Raw genomic sequence first — 17,269 nt, forward strand, 5'->3', positions numbered from 1 at the left:
TTTCTGAGAATGATTACGAAATCCTTTTAAAGTCTCTGATTATGAAATATGTATTAGCAAATAATAGCATCAAATTATTCTCTACGGCGGTATTTTTTCTTTTAAATTTCGCTGCATTCGCACAAGAAGAACCTGCAAAACCAGGCTCAAGTGCTCAAGAATTAGCAGATAAATTAGCCAATCCGGTTGCTAGTTTAATTAGCGTTCCATTACAAAACAATCTTAGTTATGGTATTGGACCATTTAACGGATCAAAATATACTATAAATATACAACCCGTAATTCCTTTTAAATTAAGTGATAATTTAAACTTAATTACGCGTTACATCCTTCCAGTAGTTGATCAACGCGATATAACTGGTGAAAACACGCACGAATTTGGATTAAGTGATGCAACTGTAACAGCCTTTTTCGCACCTAAAACGAAAGGACTTATTTTCGGAATTGGACCAGCGTTTTTAGTACCAACTGCAACAGAGAAATTCTTAGGAACAGAAAAATTTGGTGTTGGACCAAGTGTTTTGGTAATGCATCAAGGCAAAGGACTTTCGGTTGGTTTTATAGCCAATCAAATTTGGTCTGTTGCGGGCAATGAAGACCGTGCCGACTTCAATAGTTTTTATACACAAATCTTTCTTTCACACAGTTACAAAAGTGGAGCGAGTTTAGGCGTAAATGCCGAAATTACTCAAAACTGGGAAGCCAATACAACCTTAATTTCCTTAAATCCATCCATTGGAGCCGTTACCAAATTAGGAGATCAAGTCGTTCAGTTTGCTGTTATGCCTCTGATACCAATTGTAGGGCCTCATGAAATTAAACCCGATTGGGGATTAAGAGCTGTTGTCGCTTTTGTATTTCCAGGTTCTTAAAAACCTTCTTCATTTAAGATTATTTCTCATTTAAAAAAGTTATTCCATGAAAAAAGCACTTCTAATTTTAGTTGCAGCAATTCTGTTTGTCAGCTGCAAAAAAGAAACATCAACTTCAGAAAAATCAACTTCTAATGTAGAAGCAACAAATGCAGTTCCTTCAGATCAGGATATTGTAGATGCCTATACTTATTTATATGCAAGATATTTAGTACTGCAACAAGAAAATTATGATATCAATGTAGAGAAAATAGGATACAATAAAATCAAATACAATCCGCTGGGTTCAGCTCAGTTTGTAAATCCAAATTTAGATGTCGCTTATTTAGAAGCTTGGATTGCTGTAGATAAAGATCATGCAGTTATTTTAAATGTTCCTAAAATTGAAGGACGTTATTATACCGCACAATTATTAGACGGCTGGGCCAATGTAATTGTCAATATCAACAACCGTAACTTTCCTAAAACTCCTTACGGGAAATTTGCTTTGGTTTTAAAAGGATCAAATCCAGCCATTCCTGCAGATGCTGTAAAAATAGAACTGCCGGCAGAAAAAGCAAAAATTCTGGCTCGTGTAGAATTAAAAGGAACTCCAGATATTGCACAAAAACTGCAAAAACAATTTACGCTGACAGTTCCTGAAGGAATTGAAATTGCGCCTCCAGTTGCTATACCAGATTTTACACCAAAAAAACCAATTGGCGGAGAAATATTTGACAAAGTCGAAGAAGTCCTAAATTCTTATCCTGATGTAATGCCAAAAGGAAAAGAATATCAGGATAAAGCAATTGCAATAGGAGAATATCGCAAAAAAGATGACAAAGCCAAAGCCCGTATCGATGAAATTGTTGAAACAAAAGCAATTCCAGGATTTTTAGCTGGAGCAAAAGGCTTTGGAACTCAAAAAGGAGGCTGGTCAGTATCATACGCGACAGGTAATTTTGGTGATGATATTTTGGCACGTGATATTATTAATTACGGAGGTTTATGGGCTAATAAAATTGATGAAGCCATTTATTTCATTGGATTAATTGACAGCAATAAACAGCCATTAAGCGGAGATAAAGTTTATGAAATCAGATTTCCAAAAGATGGACTTCCAGACAAAGTGGTTAATGCATTTTGGTCAGCAACGGTTTACAGCGTACCCGATTATCGAGTAGTACCTAATAAATTAAAACGCTATAACCTTAATAATGTTTCGGGTTTAAAGAAAAATCCTGATGGTTCTTTAAGCATTTGGTTAGCTTCTTCATTGCCAAAAGATGCAATCGAAAGCAACTGGCTGCCAACTCCTGCAGGAAAAGGTTTTTCTATCAACTTTAGAACGTATGTTCCTAAGAAAGAAGTTCAGGATGGTAAATGGTTTCCTGCTCCTATTGAAGAGAAAAAATAGCACTTTTTAATACTCAAAAACAAAAGTTATGAAAAACAAAAGCCTTATAATACTTGTAGTTTCTATGCTGATTTTAGCTGTTGGATGTGAAAAAAAGACAGTAATAAATGAAACGTCACCATCTGACACAACAACAGTTGTGGCTTCTGAGTTTGGAACTCCAGTAAAAATGAATGGCGAACTGCCTTCAAAAGAATCGATTCCGGTTTTGTTTGATGAAATGGATTTTCAGCAGGCAACCCAGTGTTATTTATGGGGATTGCCAATTGTGGCTTTCGCCGAATGGCAGCAAATTCATTACAAAACATTTAATGCTACAAGTAATGACCTTGTTTTTTATAATACTTATAATGACCGTTTAGGAATTCTAACAGGAAATGCTACAACGCCTTATATTATGTCATTTATTGATCTTGCTGCAAACGGACCAACGGTTATTGAAATGCCCGCAGGACACACAGCAGGCGGGCTTGGAGATTTTTGGCAGCGTGAGCAAGCCGTAATTGGTGAAATGGGACCTGATAAAGGGAAAGGGGGAAAATACATTTTAGTGCCGCCAACGATGAAAGATTTCAAACCAGCAGGATATTTTATAGTGCCGTGTACGACAGTAAATATGTTTTTCGGATTCAGAGCATTAGATCCAGATCCAAAAGCGACTGAAACATTGGTAAAACAAGTAAAAATTTATCCATACGCACAACGCGCCAATCCAACACCTACAAAAGTGGTAAGTCCGCCGGCAGGAAAAAAATGGTACGGAATTCAGCCAACGGGAATCGCTTATTGGGAACGCCTTCATGCTATTTTACAAAACGAACCAGTTGAAGAACGCGATCGTTTTTTCATGGCTTGGCTTAGAAATCTCGGAATCGAAAAAGGCAAACCTTTTACGCCAGACGAACGTCAGAAGAAAATTTTAATTGCCGCTGCTGCGAAAGGTCAACAAATGGCGATGGCAAATTCTTTCAACAAAAGATTCAAAGATGTAAAACACTGGCCGGATAAAAAATGGGATTATGTAATGATCATCAAAGATCCCTCGCAGCATGCTGATAATTACGACGAATTCTTCGAAAGAACTTCTTATTTCTATGAAGCCGTTACATATTCAAAAGCTATGATTACCAAAATTCCAAATGTCGGTCAGGCGTATTTAGGCTCGTATTACGACAGTGAAGGCAACTGGTTAGACGGCGGTAAAAATTACACGCTGAAAGTTCCGGCAAATCCACCTGCAGTCAATTTCTGGTCGATTACGATTTATGATACAGCAACACGATGTTTGATTGATAATCCGCAGAGAAATGCTGATTTATCTTCCCGTAAGGATCTGATAAAAAATGCCGATGGCTCTGTTGATTTATATTTTGGACCAAAAGCTCCAGCAGGAAAAGAGGAAAACTGGGTGCAGACTTTACCGGGAAAACACTGGTTTACTTATATGCGTTTTTATGGGCCGACAGAAGCTTATTTCGATAAGAGTTGGAAAATGGATGACATTAAAGAAATAAAGTAATTTTTATAATAAAAAATTTAAAAATGAAAAAAACGTATCTATTATTACTTACAGTTTCATTACTATTTATAAACTGTAAAAAAGAAACTACAATTAAAGAAACAGAAGGGGATAATGTAACTGTCGCAGATTCTTCAGCAGTTAAAAAAAATATCCCTGCCGGTCCAGTCGCAAATACTATTTTGACAGATGAATATGTAAAACATGTTGGGGCAATTGCTTATTTATGGGGATGGCCAATGGTTAATATCCATAACAGAAAAGTAACTTTTGAGAAACTTCCTCAGCCAATGTACAAAGGCGGAATTGTTCCTTTAAGTCCTCCAAACCAATTGTGTATGCTTACGGATTACATTAAACCAGGAGAAAGAGAAGTTGCATGTCCTAATCAGGATGTGGTTTATGGATTTGGAATTACTGATTTTACAAAAGATGCAATTGTAGTTCAGGTTCCTGATTTTGGAGATCGTTTTTGGGTCTACCAAATCTGCAACCAGCGAATAGACGGATACGCCCCAATAGGAAAAATGTACGGGACAAAACCTGGTTTTTATCTGCTGACTGGTCCAAAATGGAAGGGAAAAGTGCCAGATGGAATTTCGGGAGTTTATAAATGTGATACAGATTTAGGAGTTGTAATTCCTCGTGTTTTTCAATCAGATGATCCAGCAGATAAAAAAGCGATTCAACCCGTTCTGACCAAAATAATGATATACACTTTAAGTCAGTTCGACGGAAAAATGAAAACAAAAGAATGGGCTAAAACACCAATTCTTCCAGCAGATCCAAAAACCGGAAACGAAGAAACCAAATGGGTAAAACCTGAGGTATTTTTTGATGAATTGCCTGCTATTTTACAAGAAGTTCCTGCGTTGCCTGGAGAAGAAGCCATTTATGGACAAATTCAATCTGTTTTAGCTGCAGCTGCAAAAGATCCAAAGATCAAAAATCTGCTTAAACAAACTGCCATCGAAGCAGATCAAAAGCTGATTCAGCCTTTATTTCAGTTTTCGAATGTGGGTTATCCAGTAAAAGATTATTGGACAACGCAATCAAATGGAGCGCAATTCGGTTTAGATTATCTAACCAGAACGTCTTGTGCCAAAGCAAATATTTTCGTGAATAAACCTTTTGAAACAAAATATTTCTATCAAGACCGAGATGTTTCAGGTGTACGATTAAGCGGAAAGAATAATTATACGGTAACTTTTGCAAAAGGTGAAGTGCCTCCTGTAAAAGGTTTTTGGTCACTTACATTGTATAATGAATACCATTTCTTCTCTCCAAATTCTGTTGATCGATTTTCTCTTGGAACTAAGAATAAAGGCTTGAAATACAATGCCGATGGATCACTGACTTTATATGTTCAAAATGCACCGCCATCTGCTGAAAAAATGAGCAATTGGCTGCCAGCACCAAAAGAAGTTTTTTCACTTTACATAAGATGTTACTGGCCAGAAGAAAAAGTACTGAAAGATATTTGGACGCCGCCAGCTGTAATTAAAGTGTAATAGATTAAAAATAGTTTTATGGCTGAAGAATTTGAAAATAGAACTGACACTTCATTTGATGCTGCAGCTTCAAAAGCGGAACGTTTTGAGAAAGGCGCTGCCATTAGGAAAGTTACGCCCCGTTCGGTTCATCGGCAATTGAATCTCGCAGATGATCGCGAAGATCCTGTAGAGATTCTCATTAAAACAAGTATTGGAAGAATCGAAAACCTATTGCCTATTCGATACAGCCGAATGATGGAATCGCCATTTTCGTTTTTTAGAGGAGCCGCCGCAATTATGGCTGCTGATTTGGCTCACACGCCCAATACTGGAATTCATTTGCAGCTTTGCGGTGATTGTCATTTGATGAATTTTGGCGGATTTGCAACTCCAGAACGTAAACTGGTCTTTGATATTAATGATTTTGACGAAACATATCCAGGTCCGTGGGAATGGGATTTGAAAAGACTGGCTGCCAGTTTTGCAATTGCCGGGAGATGGAAAAAATTTTCGAACAAAACCTGTAAGGAATTTGCATGGAATGTTGCTGATAGTTACAAAAGGCACATTCTGGAATACAGTAAATTATCGGCACTTCAAATTTGGTACGCCCATATTGACCTGGCAGAATTAATAGAAAAAGGAGAAGACGAAGAAATAAAATCCTTTCAGCAAAAACGAATCAAAAAAGCAGCTGAATATACCGCACACGAAAAAGAGTTTGCAAAAATGACTTATCACGAAGGTTCGCGCGCAAGAATAAAAGACGATCCACCTTTAATTTATCATCCAACGGGAGAAGAAGGAAAACGAATTTTGAAAGAAGCCGAAATTGTGCACAAACGTTATATCAATTCTCTGCCAGATGATAAAAAGGTGCTTTTAAACCGTTACACGTTACACGATCTAGCTGTAAAAGTGGTAGGTGTAGGAAGTGTCGGCACAAGCTGCGGCATTAGTTTACTGATGTCGGCAACTGGTGAACCTATTTTTTTACAATTTAAAGAAGCCCGAAAAAGTGTACTCGAAGAAAATGTAAAAATTAAAAACAAGTATCCGCACGAAGGAGAACGAATTGTAATGGGACAAAAGCTGATGCAGTCTGCCTCGGATATGTTTTTAGGATGGACAAACGACAGCCAGAACAAGTTTTTTTACATCCGCCAGCTTCGTGATGCCAAAGTAAAACCAGTTCTTGAAATAATGAAAGAACAAAATATGAATGATTATGCCAAAGCCTGCGGATGGGCACTTGCAAGAGCACACGCAAGAACAGGAGATCCGTCGTTGCTGTCGGGATATATGGGTAAAAATGACGACTTCGCCGACGCAATTGCCAAGTTTTCCATTTTATATGCAGATCAAAATGAGTCAGATTACAATAAAATGGTCGAAGCTGTAAAAGCAGGAAGACTCCCAATTTCGCCAGAGATATAATTTTTAAATAACTGCATAGAGTAAAATAAATTTGAAATTTATGAATTTAACAAGGAGGTAAAAAAACAAGTAAGATTTTATTTATTTAATTGAATTATTAAATAAAATGATTTATCTTTGAGAGTAAGCTAAGTAATTGTTTAGTAGATACTTGTGTGTATTTAGGTCGTATTTAGCCATTCTAAGCCCTTCTCTTCAAGATTTTAAGTTTTTAATACATTCTAGTTAAAAATAATTTAATTAACAATTTAAATACTACAACAATGATTAAAAGAACAAATCTTCGTATACTCCCAGTATTGTTTTTGGGATTAATTTACAGCTGTTCTCCAACTGTAAAAGTCACATCAGATTATGATCATTCTGCCAACTTTGGCGAATATAAAACCTTTGCGGTTTATGATTTAAAAGCACAGCAAGGCCAAGTTAATCAACTAAATGTTGATCGTGTAACAAAAGCTATTCGAAACGAAATGCTTGCTAAAGGCTTTACAGAATCTAGTAATCCTGATTTAAAAGTAAATGCAGTTTCGATATTAAAAAATAAAACTTCTGTAAGTGCAAACACAGATTTTTATGGATACGGCGGTATGTATCGTCCGTACGGATATTGGGGCGGCGGCGCTATGATGGGAGGAGCCAATACAACATTCAATACCTATGATTATGTCGATGGTTCATTGGTAATTGATATTGTCTCTACTAAAAGTCAAAAACTGCTTTGGCAGGGAATTGGAAATGCTGAAATTGACAGTAAACCAGATAATCCCGAAGAATTTATAAATGGTGCTATCAAAAAAATACTTGCTGATTTTCCTCCGGGATCAGCTAAAAAGTAAATAATCAATAAACAGCTTTGTGCCTGTCAGCTTAGACAGGCCCGAAGCTTCTATTTGAATGCTCCCTTTCGCATTTTTAAGAGAAATAATGCTAATTAACCTTAAAAAAAATGATCGATATATTACTCTCACTCTTCTTTTTTATAGCCACAATTGCAGGTCTGGCTACCTCAATTATGGTGCTTTTTTCCAAAAAAACCTATTCAAAAAGTTTCTTTTTAGGAATGTTTTTGCTGAGTCTTGCAGTGGTAAGTATTTACAATTTTTATCTGTCTGCCAATACCATTAAAAACTTTCCAGAACTATTCACTATTACAAAATCGTTTATTTTTTTAGCAGCCCCTTGTTCTTATTTGTATGTTAGAAATATTTTATCTCTCAATAAAAGAATTAGGAAATACGATTGGCTTCATTTTCTGCCTTTTGTTATTTATTTTGTATTGACACTTTTTGCATACGTTGGAAGTTTTACCAATCTAAAAGCGGCCCATTATATTGCAATCAAAATCAAAAATCCATTTTCTATTTTAGCCTTGACGATTTGGCTGTCCTATGTCTTTTTTCAAACCATGTTGATTTTAAACTATGATCTGAAAAAATTTAAAGGAGATCAATTTCATCGAATTAAAGTAATCAACTGGATCAAGATTTACAATCTTATGATTTTGTTTTTATTTTCTGCGCTTTTTGTTCATCATTTTCTATTACGAAAAATTGATGTTGTAGACATATCCTGCTATTTCTTAATTTCATCAGTTTTGTTTTTTACTGTGGGATGGCTTTATTTCAAAACTCAAATTTTTCATGATGAAGAAGAAACATTCGATTTTATAAGCGACAATATGGTTGCTGTAAAATCAAAAGAAATCAAGAGTAATCTTCTCATAACATATGAGTTAACACCCGAGAAAAAAGAAGATTATTTATTAAAACTAGATTATGTTTTAAATGCTAAAAAGCTTTTTTTAAAGAAAGATTTTGTAATCAGAGACTTGTCTGATGAAACAGGAATATCTGTTCACCATTTATCCAATTTAATTAATTCTGAATTTGGACTTCATTTTCAGGATTATGTCAACCTCAAAAGGATAGAATATTTTAAAGATAAAATAAACGATCCAGAATGGAAAGATTTGTCTCTAGAAGGAATGGCTTGGGATTCTGGTTTTAAATCCCGTACAACCTGTTTTAGAGCATTTATAAAGCATACTGGGAAATCACCATCAGAATATTTTAAAACCATTAGAATAAATCCTGATCGTACAAGTGCTTACTATTTTAAATAAGAAATAGCTGTTGTATAAAATCAGTTATGATTAGCGCTCGTAAAGTCTTAATTAATTTTAAAACATTTCGATATGAAAGCAAAAATTAATAATTCGAAAAAAGCATTACAATCAATTTTCACCATTATATCATTCGCCATTTCCTTTCACAGCACGGCACAATTAAAAGGAGGACATATTCTTGGCGCCATGGGACTTCAATCAGGAACTCAAGCTCCAGAAAATACTTTAGGAGTATATATTCCAGGTTATATTTATACGGCATCATCTTTAAGGAATGGTGACGGCGATAAAATTGGCAATCCAGATTTGACCATGTTTATAACAGGAGCAGGAGCTTCTTATGTAACCGACTTTAAAATTTTAGGAGCCAACTACGGTGCAACTATTTTATTAGCAGGTGCTTCTAATACTATTCAAGGAAGTTATATCGATTCAAAAAGTGATTTTGCGTTTACAGATATGTATGTACAGCCCATTCAGCTGGGCTGGCATAACAAAAGAGCCGATTTTATTTTTACTTACCAAATGTATCTTCCAACAGGAAAATATGAACTTGGCGGAAGTAATAACAGCGGTTTAGGAATGTTTATGAATGAGTTTTCAGCAGGAACAACTTTGTTCTTTAATGATAAAAAAACATTTCATTTTTCAGCATTAGCCTCTTACGAAATTAATGGAAAGAAAAAAGATACCGATATCAAAACAGGTGATATCCTTAGTGTTGAAGGAGGTCTCGGGAAAACTTTTTATTGTATGAATGCTGAAAAAACAGCACCAAAAGGAATATTAAATGCAGGTTTAATTTATTATTTCCAATACAAAGTTTCTGATGATAAAATTCCAGTAGGAAGCCTATTGCTTGAGCCAGATAAAGATCATGTCGGCGGACTTGGCGCTGAGATTAATTACCTTCATATTGGCTGTATGACTTCTGCAGGATTGAGATGGATTGGAGAAGTTAACGCTGTAAATAGATTTCAAGGAAATACCTTCTTCATTACGCTGGCACATGTTTTCGAGTTCAAGAAAAAGTAATTAAGAGATTTCGGAACTTTAAGAATACGGTAATTTTTAAATGTAAAACGATTCAGCTTCTTTATATGAAAAACAAAAAAATACCACCAAACATTATCCTATTCTTGCTTGGATTTCTGTTGTCATTTAATGTTATAAATGCACAAAAACAGCATATAAGTGTAAAAGATTCTCTAGACGGAGCGTTTGATTTAAGTGATTATATTATTTACGCACACGGATTTCTGGTCGTTCCAACCGTAATTACAGAACCAGCTTTAGGAGGAATTGGAGGTGCAATCGTGCCTGTTTTCTTAAAAAAACATGCACCAGTTGTAGACGAAAATGGTAAAAAGCGTTTTATAAATCCAGATATCACGGGCGGAATCGGGATGTATACAGGAAATAAAAGCTGGATGGTTGGGGCTTTTCGTTCAGGAACGCTTATTAAACCCAAAATATTATACAGAGTTATGGCTGGCTATGGCGATATGAATTTATCATTTTATGCCAACAACAGACCAAATCTGCCAGATCAGGAATTTAAACTCAATTTTAAATCTACTATTTTTTATACACAATGGCTCAAGCAGTTTAATAATCCAAAATGGAGTGCAGGACCACAATATCTTTTTTTAAATTCTAAAATAAACCTGCCTGATGTTAATCTTCCCCCGCCATTTGTAGATCCAAAAGATATTAAAAGTACCATAAGCCAGCTCGGATTAGCAGTGCAATTCGACGGACGTGATAATATTTTTACACCAGATAAAGGAATTAGGCTTCAATCAGATTTCTTCTGGTCTGATAATATCTTAGGAAGTGATTATGATGCCTGGCGCGTCAATCTATCTGCAATTGGATTTTATCCCATAACTAAAAAATTAATCGGCGGGCTGAGGATTGAAGGGGAACAGGCGTTTGGTAACCCGCCTTTTTATCTTTTGCCGGGAATTAATTTAAGAGGAATTCCAGCCGCACGATACCAAGGAAAAACAAGTATTGTAACCGAAGCTGAATTAAGATGGGATTTTTACCGACGATGGAGTATAATGGGTTATGGCGGTCTTGCAAGTGCTTTTAACGATTGGGACGATGCTTTTGCAAAACCAGTTGTTTATAGTTACGGAACAGGTTTCAGATATTTACTGGCCAGAAAGTTTAAACTCAGAATGGGTGTTGACGTTGCAAAAGGACCAGAAGATTGGGCTTACTATATCGTTTTTGGAAGTAATTGGTTGCGATAAAATAAAAGCAAAAAACTTGTAAGAAGTTGATTTATAAAAAAATAATTTTGAAAAGCCTCAATATTGCATTATTGAGGCTTTTTGTCGTAAATAACCTAATAATTACGTTCATTAAGAAAATATTAACAATTAAACATTACACAAATTCTATAATATTTAATTGTTTTGTAACAAATTAGAAACATTAGAGACTAATTTTATTAAACTTTAAACATAAATTATGAATACATTTTCATTCAAATCAGTGTTTGCAGCTTCAGTATTTTTAGCTGGAACAGCAGGCTGTTTTGCGCAAGACGTGTTAGTAAATTCACTTAAACTAAACGCTAGCGACAAAAGTAAAGAGAACTTTAAATTTACAGAAGTAATTAACCTAGGTACAACCTCAGTAAAAACTCAAGGTTCATCTGGAACTTGCTGGAGTTATTCAACAAACTCATTCTTAGAATCAGAAATGATTCGTTTAGGAAAGCAGCCAGTAGAATTATCTCAAATTTACTCTGCAAGAAATGTATATGTTGACAAAGGTGTAAATTATGTTCGTATGCACGGAGCAATTACGCTTGGAGATGGAGGAGCTTTGCACGATGTAATTAATATGTACAAAAAATACGGAACTGTTCCTAGAGAAGTTTACACAGGATTAAACTACGGAACAGATAAAAATAAATTTGGAGAAATGGCTGCTCTAATCGAAGGAGTTTTGGCAGCGGTTGTTAAAAACCCGAATGGAGAATTGACACCAAACTGGCAAAAAGCTTACACAGCAGTTATTGACTCTTATTTAGGAAAAGTGCCTGATAACTTCAATTACAAAGGAAAAAACTATACACCGCAATCTTTTGCAAAAGAAGTGGTTGGAATTAACCCAGATGATTATGTAGAAATGTCATCTTTCACAACATCTCCGTACTATCAAAAAACTACAATGATGGTGCCAGACAACTGGTCATTGGATCAAGTTTACAACGTAAAAGTAAACGATATGACAGATGTTATCGACAATGCTTTGAAAAAAGGATATACTGTGGCTTGGGCAACAGATGTAAGTGAGAAAAGTTTCAGCTGGAAAAATGGAGTAGCTTATGTTCCAACTAAAAAATTCGACGATATGACGGCTGAAGAAAAAGCAGACATGTTTAACGGACCAAAAGCAGAACCAGAAATTACTCCAGAAATGCGTCAGGCTGCGTTTGATAACTACGCAACAACAGACGACCACGGAATGCACATTATTGGTTTAGCAAAAGATCAAACTGGAAAAGAATACTATATCGTAAAAAATTCTTGGGGAGAAACAAACGACTACAAAGGTTTCTTGTTTGTAACTAAGAACTTCGTAAAATATAAAACTACAGCATTATTAGTAAACAAAGGAGGAATTCCAACTGAGATTGCTAAGAAATTAGGGGTTTAATTATCCTGAGAGTTTTTAAGAAATAGAGAAAGCGCCACAATGGAAATTGTGGCGCTTTTTTTATTGATTAATTATATATTTTTCATTAAGCCATTTTTCCTATAAACAATTTAAGGAACCTTTTTCCCTAATCAGGAACACTTAAAAGAAAAGAAGCGCTTCAACGTTTTTTCTAGTTATTTGCGGAGAATATTAATCGTAACGGCTTGAATGGTATATATTTAATAAAATTTTAAGGCGATCCATTAATTTTATTGAATATTTATGAAAAAGCTCGAAGCGTTTTTAAGCGCATTTTTAATAATAATATCACTTAATTGCTTTGCACAACAAGCGACAAATGCCCAGGGATCTTCCGCTAACGGAAAAACTATAATTTTGACGGACAATCTTGCTTCAAACAGGGATTATGTTATAAAATCATATTATGTAGAAGAGAGAATCAATAAACTTTTTGGAGGCAGAATTACAACTTATGAGGTAACTAAATTGGATATGGTCTATACCAACGATTTAGGACCAAATAATACTAGAACTATTATTCCTAGATATGTCAAGCGAAAACAAAAAGGAGCAAGTATGACACAGCCTGAAGTTTCTATTGAAAGTATAACAGCCTATTCAGAGCTAGTTGTGGTTAAAGTTCCAACTGAGCCTGAAAAATATGTCAAAGTAGATGTAACGAGAACTTATGAAAGAGTGCTGGAAAAAGGATATAAATCTCCAGAAATGCTTCAAAAAGTCGCCGATCGACTTTACTTCGAAGGAAACTTTAATACAGCGGCAGAATATTATGAGCAATTGTTTAATCTCGTTAAAGATCCAGATGTTATTTATTATTACAGATACGCCCAGTCTTTAAAATCAGTCAACCAAATCAAAAAAGCTGATTTGTTGATGAAACGATTTAAAAGCGAGACCTTGGTAGTGAAGTAGATTTTGTTAACCGCAGATTTAACCGCAAAGACACTAAGAAAAAGCGCAAAGTGCGCCAAGGTTAATTAGATCTAATTTTATAGATTTTGAAAATCAATATTAAAAAAAAGGTGAACGGTTGAAACCAAAGGGTATGTTAATTTGATAATTTAAACAAAATGGTTTACATAAATCAAAAAATCAAGCATGTTATTAGATATCTTATTTGTCATCTTGAGGGGCCAGAGATCAATGGTTTGTCGACATAGATTGGCAATTTTTGCGTAAAACCCTGCGCCTTTACTATTAAAATAATCAGTCCTAAAGTATTGGAATTTGGAATTTTTTAAACTTTGGAATTTGACAAAAAAAAAGACGATCAATTTGATCGTCTTTTTTTTAAGCTCCCCCTCTTGGGCTCGAACCAAGGACCCTCTGATTAACAGTCAGATGCTCTAACCAACTGAGCTAAGGAGGAATCACCTTAAAGGTAAATATGTTTGCTAAAAAAAGTTGCTCCCCCTCTTGGGCTCGAACCAAGGACCCTCTGATTAACAGTCAGATGCTCTAACCAACTGAGCTAAGGAGGAAGTTGTTGCTCTTTTTAGCGAGTGCAAATATAAAACTATTTTTAGTTTCTCAAAAACATTTTCACTCTTTTTATTAAATATTTTTACTTGCCTACAATTGCTTTGTAAATGTCGTTTCCGTTAGCAAATAGTAATAGTGAAATAAGTAAAACAAAACCAACCATTTGCGCATTCTCTAGGAATTTATCACTTGGTTTTTTACCGCTGATCATTTCATACAATAAAAACATTACGTGGCCGCCATCAAGTGCTGGAATTGGCAATAAATTCATAACTCCAAGCATAATTGACAATAAAGCCGTGATTGACCAAAATACTTCCCAGCTCCAAGAAGTAGGGAAAATATTGAAAATTGCTGCAAAACCACCAACTTGTTTGTACGCTTTAGTTTCTGGATTAAAAATCATTTTTAATTGTTTTCCGTAACCTACTAATTGGTCTTTACCTTTTTCTAGACCAACCGGAATAGATTCAAAGAAACCATATTCTTTAGTACTGATTTTATAGTAACCTAGTTTTTCTAATGATTTCATGTCTAAACCTCCTGCAACCACACCTAGTTTTCCTTCGTTATTAACTTTTAAGGTAATTGGAGTTTCTTTTAAATCACGTAAAACAACAGCTGGAATTGATTTACCTTTGTTAGCTTCTAAAACTGTTTTAGCTTCATCAAAGTATTTAATCTTTTGTCCATTCAAAGAAAGAACCAAGTCTTTTGGTTTTAAGTTTTGATTAGGAGATTCTTCCGCAACTTTACCAATTGCAAAAGGAGTACGAATACCAATAAGAAGTCCTTTTTCTGTTTTAGAAAGCTGGTCTACAAAATCAGTCGGCATTGTAATAGTCTGCTGTTTTCCGTCTCTTTCAATCAAAACATGTTTTGCCATGATGACATTCATGTTCATATCACTGTCGTAGTTTTCTACAGCTTTTCCGTCAATAGAAATAATTTTATCGCCAGTTTTAAAACCAGCTTTAATCATAGCAGGATTTTCAATTGCAACACCATCCTTTAAATCGGCATTAGCAATATAAGTATCTCCGTAGGCAAAAGCCATTCCGATATAAATAATAAAAGCCAGAATAAAGTTTACCGTAACACCGCCAAGCATAATAATTAAACGCTGCCAAGCTGGTTTTGAACGAAATTCCCAAGGCTGTGGAGGCAGAGCCATTTGCTCTTTGTCCATACTTTCATCAATCATTCCAGAAATTTTCACATAACCTCCAAGCGGAAGCCATCCGATACCATATTCTGTTTCTCCGATTTTCTTTTTGAAAAGTGAATATTTAACATCAAAAAACAAATAAAATTTTTCGACTCTTGTTTTAAACAATTTTGCAGGGATAAAATGCCCTAATTCATGAAGAATAATAAGTAAAGATAAACTCAATAGAAATTGAGAGAGTTTGATAACTATATCCATTTTTTATTTTTAGTTCGTATTTAACGCACAAAAGTAGCGTTTTCTTATTTAATTTAAGACCGCAAGATAATGTTTAAGGTTTTAAATGTTTGTTAATAATTGACCTTACTTTTCAATAAAGTAAATATTGTTCGTTTGTTAGTAACATTTTTGATTATTTGTTACAAATATCTTCGGCAAGTATTTGTAAAATGAGCTTTTATTCTTTGGTTATAAATAAAAAACAGTAAATTTCGGAAAAAAAATATTGAGAACAATCTTACATTATTTGTTTTTGGTTCGTTTTAGAAAATTAGTTTCTAAAGATGATAATCTGGCAGTATTTCTAATTATAGCAGTCCATTTTGTCAGCGCATTTTTAATTTATAAAAACTTCGAAAAGTTCAGGAGTTATGTTCCCCTCCTTTTCTTGGAGATAGTGGTTTATCATTTGCAGAGGTTAGATGTAGAGCTTCTAAAAATGAAGAAAAATTATAAATTAATTCTATTTATAGAATACCTTATTTATTCATCTCCATTTTATTTAGTACTCTTATTAAAGAATGAATTTATTTTTATCGCAGCAATTATTTTGTTTAAGATTCTATTAATCAATGCTCCTAAATTCAATTTAAAAATCATTAAATATCCTTTTGATACATTTAATATCTACTGGCATATCTCTTTTAGAAAATACAAGCTGATTTATATTCTTCCAATTTTGATTACCATTATTTTTATGGCGGTAAACAGTAAAAATCAAAATCTATTGTATGCGGTTTTTTTAGGTTTGTCTTTAATAACCTGCGTTCCATCTTTTGAAAGAGAAACAACAGAAGAAATAAAACAGAATCCTTTTAGTGCCGAAAAATACTTGAGTTGTCAGTTTAAAAATTCAATTATCAATACTGCATATTTAGTGCTTCCCTTTGCTTTAACGTTATCCTTCTTATTGCAGTGGGAGAAATTAATATTTCTCATTTTTATATTTATTGTTCCTCTATTGAATCTCCTGTTAAAATATATTTATTTCAATAACAACTATTTACAGCAGATTTTCTTTACTCTTTTTATAGCTTCAAGTATTTTTTTATTTGGAGTTCCATTGTTGGCAACACCTTTTATTTATAAAAAAGCGATTAAAACCTTAAACGAATTAAAAACATGCTGAAGATTATTATTGATCAGAAAAAATATAAAGACAAATCAATATTAGAAAACATTAATATCAGTATTGATCAACCTGGAATTTATGGTGTTATTGGTAAAAACGGTCAAGGTAAAACAACACTTTTTAAATGTATTTTAGGTTTAGAAAAGTTTAATGGAAGCTGTTCTGTTAATGAAGAAAAAGTTGTTCTGCAAAACGCAGGCTGGGTTCCAACAGATCCTCCAATTTATGGAGAACTTACTGCGGTCGAATTTTACGATTTTTATGCCCATTTAGTAGATGTAGAAAGAAAAAGCACGTCTCAAATATTTGAAGTTCCAAGTAATCAATTAATTCGAGAGTTTTCTACCGGAATGAAAAAGAAAACATATCTGAATGCCGTTTTTCAAAAAGAATTTGCAATCTATATTTTGGATGAGCCTTTTAACGGTCTCGATTTAGAATCAAATTATTTGTTGATGAACCATATTAGAGCACTTTCAAAAAAGAGTATTATTTTTATTTCTTCGCATATTTTAGAGATACTTTACAGGGATTGTGACAAAATCTTTTTACTTCAAAATAAAAACATTACTGAGTTTGAAAAAAGCCAATATTCAGAAATTGAGAAAGAATTGTTTGCAATAAATAGTATTGAATAGAATTTGATTTAAATGTTTGTTAA

General features: G+C 34.2%; 14 protein-coding genes and 2 tRNA genes. 13 read left to right on the forward strand and 3 right to left on the reverse strand.

The annotated features are described in order from the left end of the window. Positions 1 to 41 precede the first annotated feature (41 nt). From EDB96_RS01580 to EDB96_RS01630, 11 genes are all read left to right on the forward strand, one after another. A complete protein-coding gene (locus EDB96_RS01580; RefSeq protein ID WP_057115584.1) occupies positions 42 to 872 on the forward strand; it encodes a hypothetical protein in 831 nt (276 codons plus the stop codon). A gap of 46 nt (positions 873 to 918) precedes the next feature. Continuing rightward, a complete protein-coding gene (locus EDB96_RS01585) occupies positions 919 to 2,268 on the forward strand; it encodes a DUF1214 domain-containing protein (protein ID WP_134138900.1) in 1,350 nt (449 codons plus the stop codon). 28 nt (positions 2,269 to 2,296) lie between these two features. Continuing rightward, the gene (locus EDB96_RS01590) at positions 2,297 to 3,787 is read left to right on the forward strand and encodes a DUF1254 domain-containing protein (protein ID WP_208326176.1); all 1,491 of its coding nucleotides are present in this window, start codon (positions 2,297 to 2,299) and stop codon (positions 3,785 to 3,787) included. 23 nt (positions 3,788 to 3,810) lie between these two features. Further along, the gene (locus EDB96_RS01595; protein ID WP_134138901.1) at positions 3,811 to 5,298 is read left to right on the forward strand and encodes a DUF1254 domain-containing protein; all 1,488 of its coding nucleotides are present in this window, start codon (positions 3,811 to 3,813) and stop codon (positions 5,296 to 5,298) included. Positions 5,299 to 5,316: 18 nt separating this feature from the next. Then, positions 5,317 to 6,717 (forward strand): DUF2252 domain-containing protein, encoded by a 1,401-nt coding sequence (locus tag EDB96_RS01600; protein ID WP_134138903.1) that lies wholly within the window; start codon positions 5,317 to 5,319, stop codon positions 6,715 to 6,717. A 263-nt stretch (positions 6,718 to 6,980) separates the two neighbouring features. Beyond that, positions 6,981 to 7,556: a DUF4136 domain-containing protein gene (locus EDB96_RS01605; protein WP_057115586.1), complete on the forward strand. Its 576-nt coding sequence runs from the start codon at positions 6,981 to 6,983 to the stop codon at positions 7,554 to 7,556. Positions 7,557 to 7,666: 110 nt separating this feature from the next. Continuing rightward, entirely contained in the window at positions 7,667 to 8,842 is a 1,176-nt protein-coding gene (locus EDB96_RS01610) for a helix-turn-helix domain-containing protein (RefSeq protein ID WP_134138905.1), read from the forward strand. A gap of 72 nt (positions 8,843 to 8,914) precedes the next feature. Continuing rightward, entirely contained in the window at positions 8,915 to 9,880 is a 966-nt protein-coding gene (locus tag EDB96_RS01615; protein WP_134138906.1) for a transporter, read from the forward strand. 65 nt (positions 9,881 to 9,945) lie between these two features. After that, complete coding sequence (locus tag EDB96_RS01620; RefSeq protein ID WP_134138907.1) at positions 9,946 to 11,106, forward strand: BamA/TamA family outer membrane protein; 1,161 nt, start codon at positions 9,946 to 9,948, stop codon at positions 11,104 to 11,106. A 220-nt stretch (positions 11,107 to 11,326) separates the two neighbouring features. Continuing rightward, a complete protein-coding gene (locus EDB96_RS01625) occupies positions 11,327 to 12,523 on the forward strand; it encodes an aminopeptidase C (RefSeq protein ID WP_057115591.1) in 1,197 nt (398 codons plus the stop codon). 264 nt (positions 12,524 to 12,787) lie between these two features. Then, entirely contained in the window at positions 12,788 to 13,459 is a 672-nt protein-coding gene (locus tag EDB96_RS01630; RefSeq protein WP_134138909.1) for a hypothetical protein, read from the forward strand. A 383-nt stretch (positions 13,460 to 13,842) separates the two neighbouring features. Here the strand turns inward: EDB96_RS01630 and EDB96_RS01635 are convergent. From EDB96_RS01635 to rseP, 3 genes are all read right to left on the reverse strand, one after another. Further along, positions 13,843 to 13,916: transfer RNA gene (locus tag EDB96_RS01635), tRNA-Asn, on the reverse strand. A 38-nt stretch (positions 13,917 to 13,954) separates the two neighbouring features. Continuing rightward, positions 13,955 to 14,028, reverse strand: a tRNA-Asn gene (locus EDB96_RS01640). Positions 14,029 to 14,111: 83 nt separating this feature from the next. Next, positions 14,112 to 15,455: an RIP metalloprotease RseP gene (rseP, locus tag EDB96_RS01645; protein WP_134138910.1), complete on the reverse strand. Its 1,344-nt coding sequence runs from the start codon at positions 15,453 to 15,455 to the stop codon at positions 14,112 to 14,114. Between the two features lie 247 nt (positions 15,456 to 15,702). On the opposite strand from rseP, the gene EDB96_RS01650 reads away from it, so the two are divergent. Further along, entirely contained in the window at positions 15,703 to 16,605 is a 903-nt protein-coding gene (locus EDB96_RS01650; protein WP_134138911.1) for a hypothetical protein, read from the forward strand. Further along, positions 16,599 to 17,246, forward strand: coding sequence for an ABC transporter ATP-binding protein (locus EDB96_RS01655; protein WP_134138913.1), 648 nt, complete (start codon positions 16,599 to 16,601; stop codon positions 17,244 to 17,246). The genes EDB96_RS01650 and EDB96_RS01655 overlap by 7 nt, the downstream gene beginning before the upstream one ends. Positions 17,247 to 17,269: the final 23 nt, after the last annotated feature.

Origin of the sequence: Flavobacterium sp. S87F.05.LMB.W.Kidney.N, from assembly GCF_004366435.1 — a bacterium.
Lineage (GTDB): Bacteria > Bacteroidota > Bacteroidia > Flavobacteriales > Flavobacteriaceae > Flavobacterium.

Bases quoted from the DNA above. Each gene is read 5' to 3' on its own strand.
- EDB96_RS01580 (WP_057115584.1), top strand. From the start codon at position 42: ATGAAATATGTATTAGCAAATAATAGCATCAAATTATTCTCTACGGCG.
- EDB96_RS01585 (WP_134138900.1), top strand. From the start codon at position 919: ATGAAAAAAGCACTTCTAATTTTAGTTGCAGCAATTCTGTTTGTCAGC.
- EDB96_RS01590 (WP_208326176.1), top strand. From the start codon at position 2,297: ATGAAAAACAAAAGCCTTATAATACTTGTAGTTTCTATGCTGATTTTA.
- EDB96_RS01595 (WP_134138901.1), top strand. From the start codon at position 3,811: ATGAAAAAAACGTATCTATTATTACTTACAGTTTCATTACTATTTATA.
- EDB96_RS01600 (WP_134138903.1), top strand. From the start codon at position 5,317: ATGGCTGAAGAATTTGAAAATAGAACTGACACTTCATTTGATGCTGCA.
- EDB96_RS01605 (WP_057115586.1), top strand. From the start codon at position 6,981: ATGATTAAAAGAACAAATCTTCGTATACTCCCAGTATTGTTTTTGGGA.
- EDB96_RS01610 (WP_134138905.1), top strand. From the start codon at position 7,667: ATGATCGATATATTACTCTCACTCTTCTTTTTTATAGCCACAATTGCA.
- EDB96_RS01615 (WP_134138906.1), top strand. From the start codon at position 8,915: ATGAAAGCAAAAATTAATAATTCGAAAAAAGCATTACAATCAATTTTC.
- EDB96_RS01620 (WP_134138907.1), top strand. From the start codon at position 9,946: ATGAAAAACAAAAAAATACCACCAAACATTATCCTATTCTTGCTTGGA.
- EDB96_RS01625 (WP_057115591.1), top strand. From the start codon at position 11,327: ATGAATACATTTTCATTCAAATCAGTGTTTGCAGCTTCAGTATTTTTA.
- EDB96_RS01630 (WP_134138909.1), top strand. From the start codon at position 12,788: ATGAAAAAGCTCGAAGCGTTTTTAAGCGCATTTTTAATAATAATATCA.
- rseP (WP_134138910.1), bottom strand. From the start codon at position 15,455: ATGGATATAGTTATCAAACTCTCTCAATTTCTATTGAGTTTATCTTTA.
- EDB96_RS01655 (WP_134138913.1), top strand. From the start codon at position 16,599: ATGCTGAAGATTATTATTGATCAGAAAAAATATAAAGACAAATCAATA.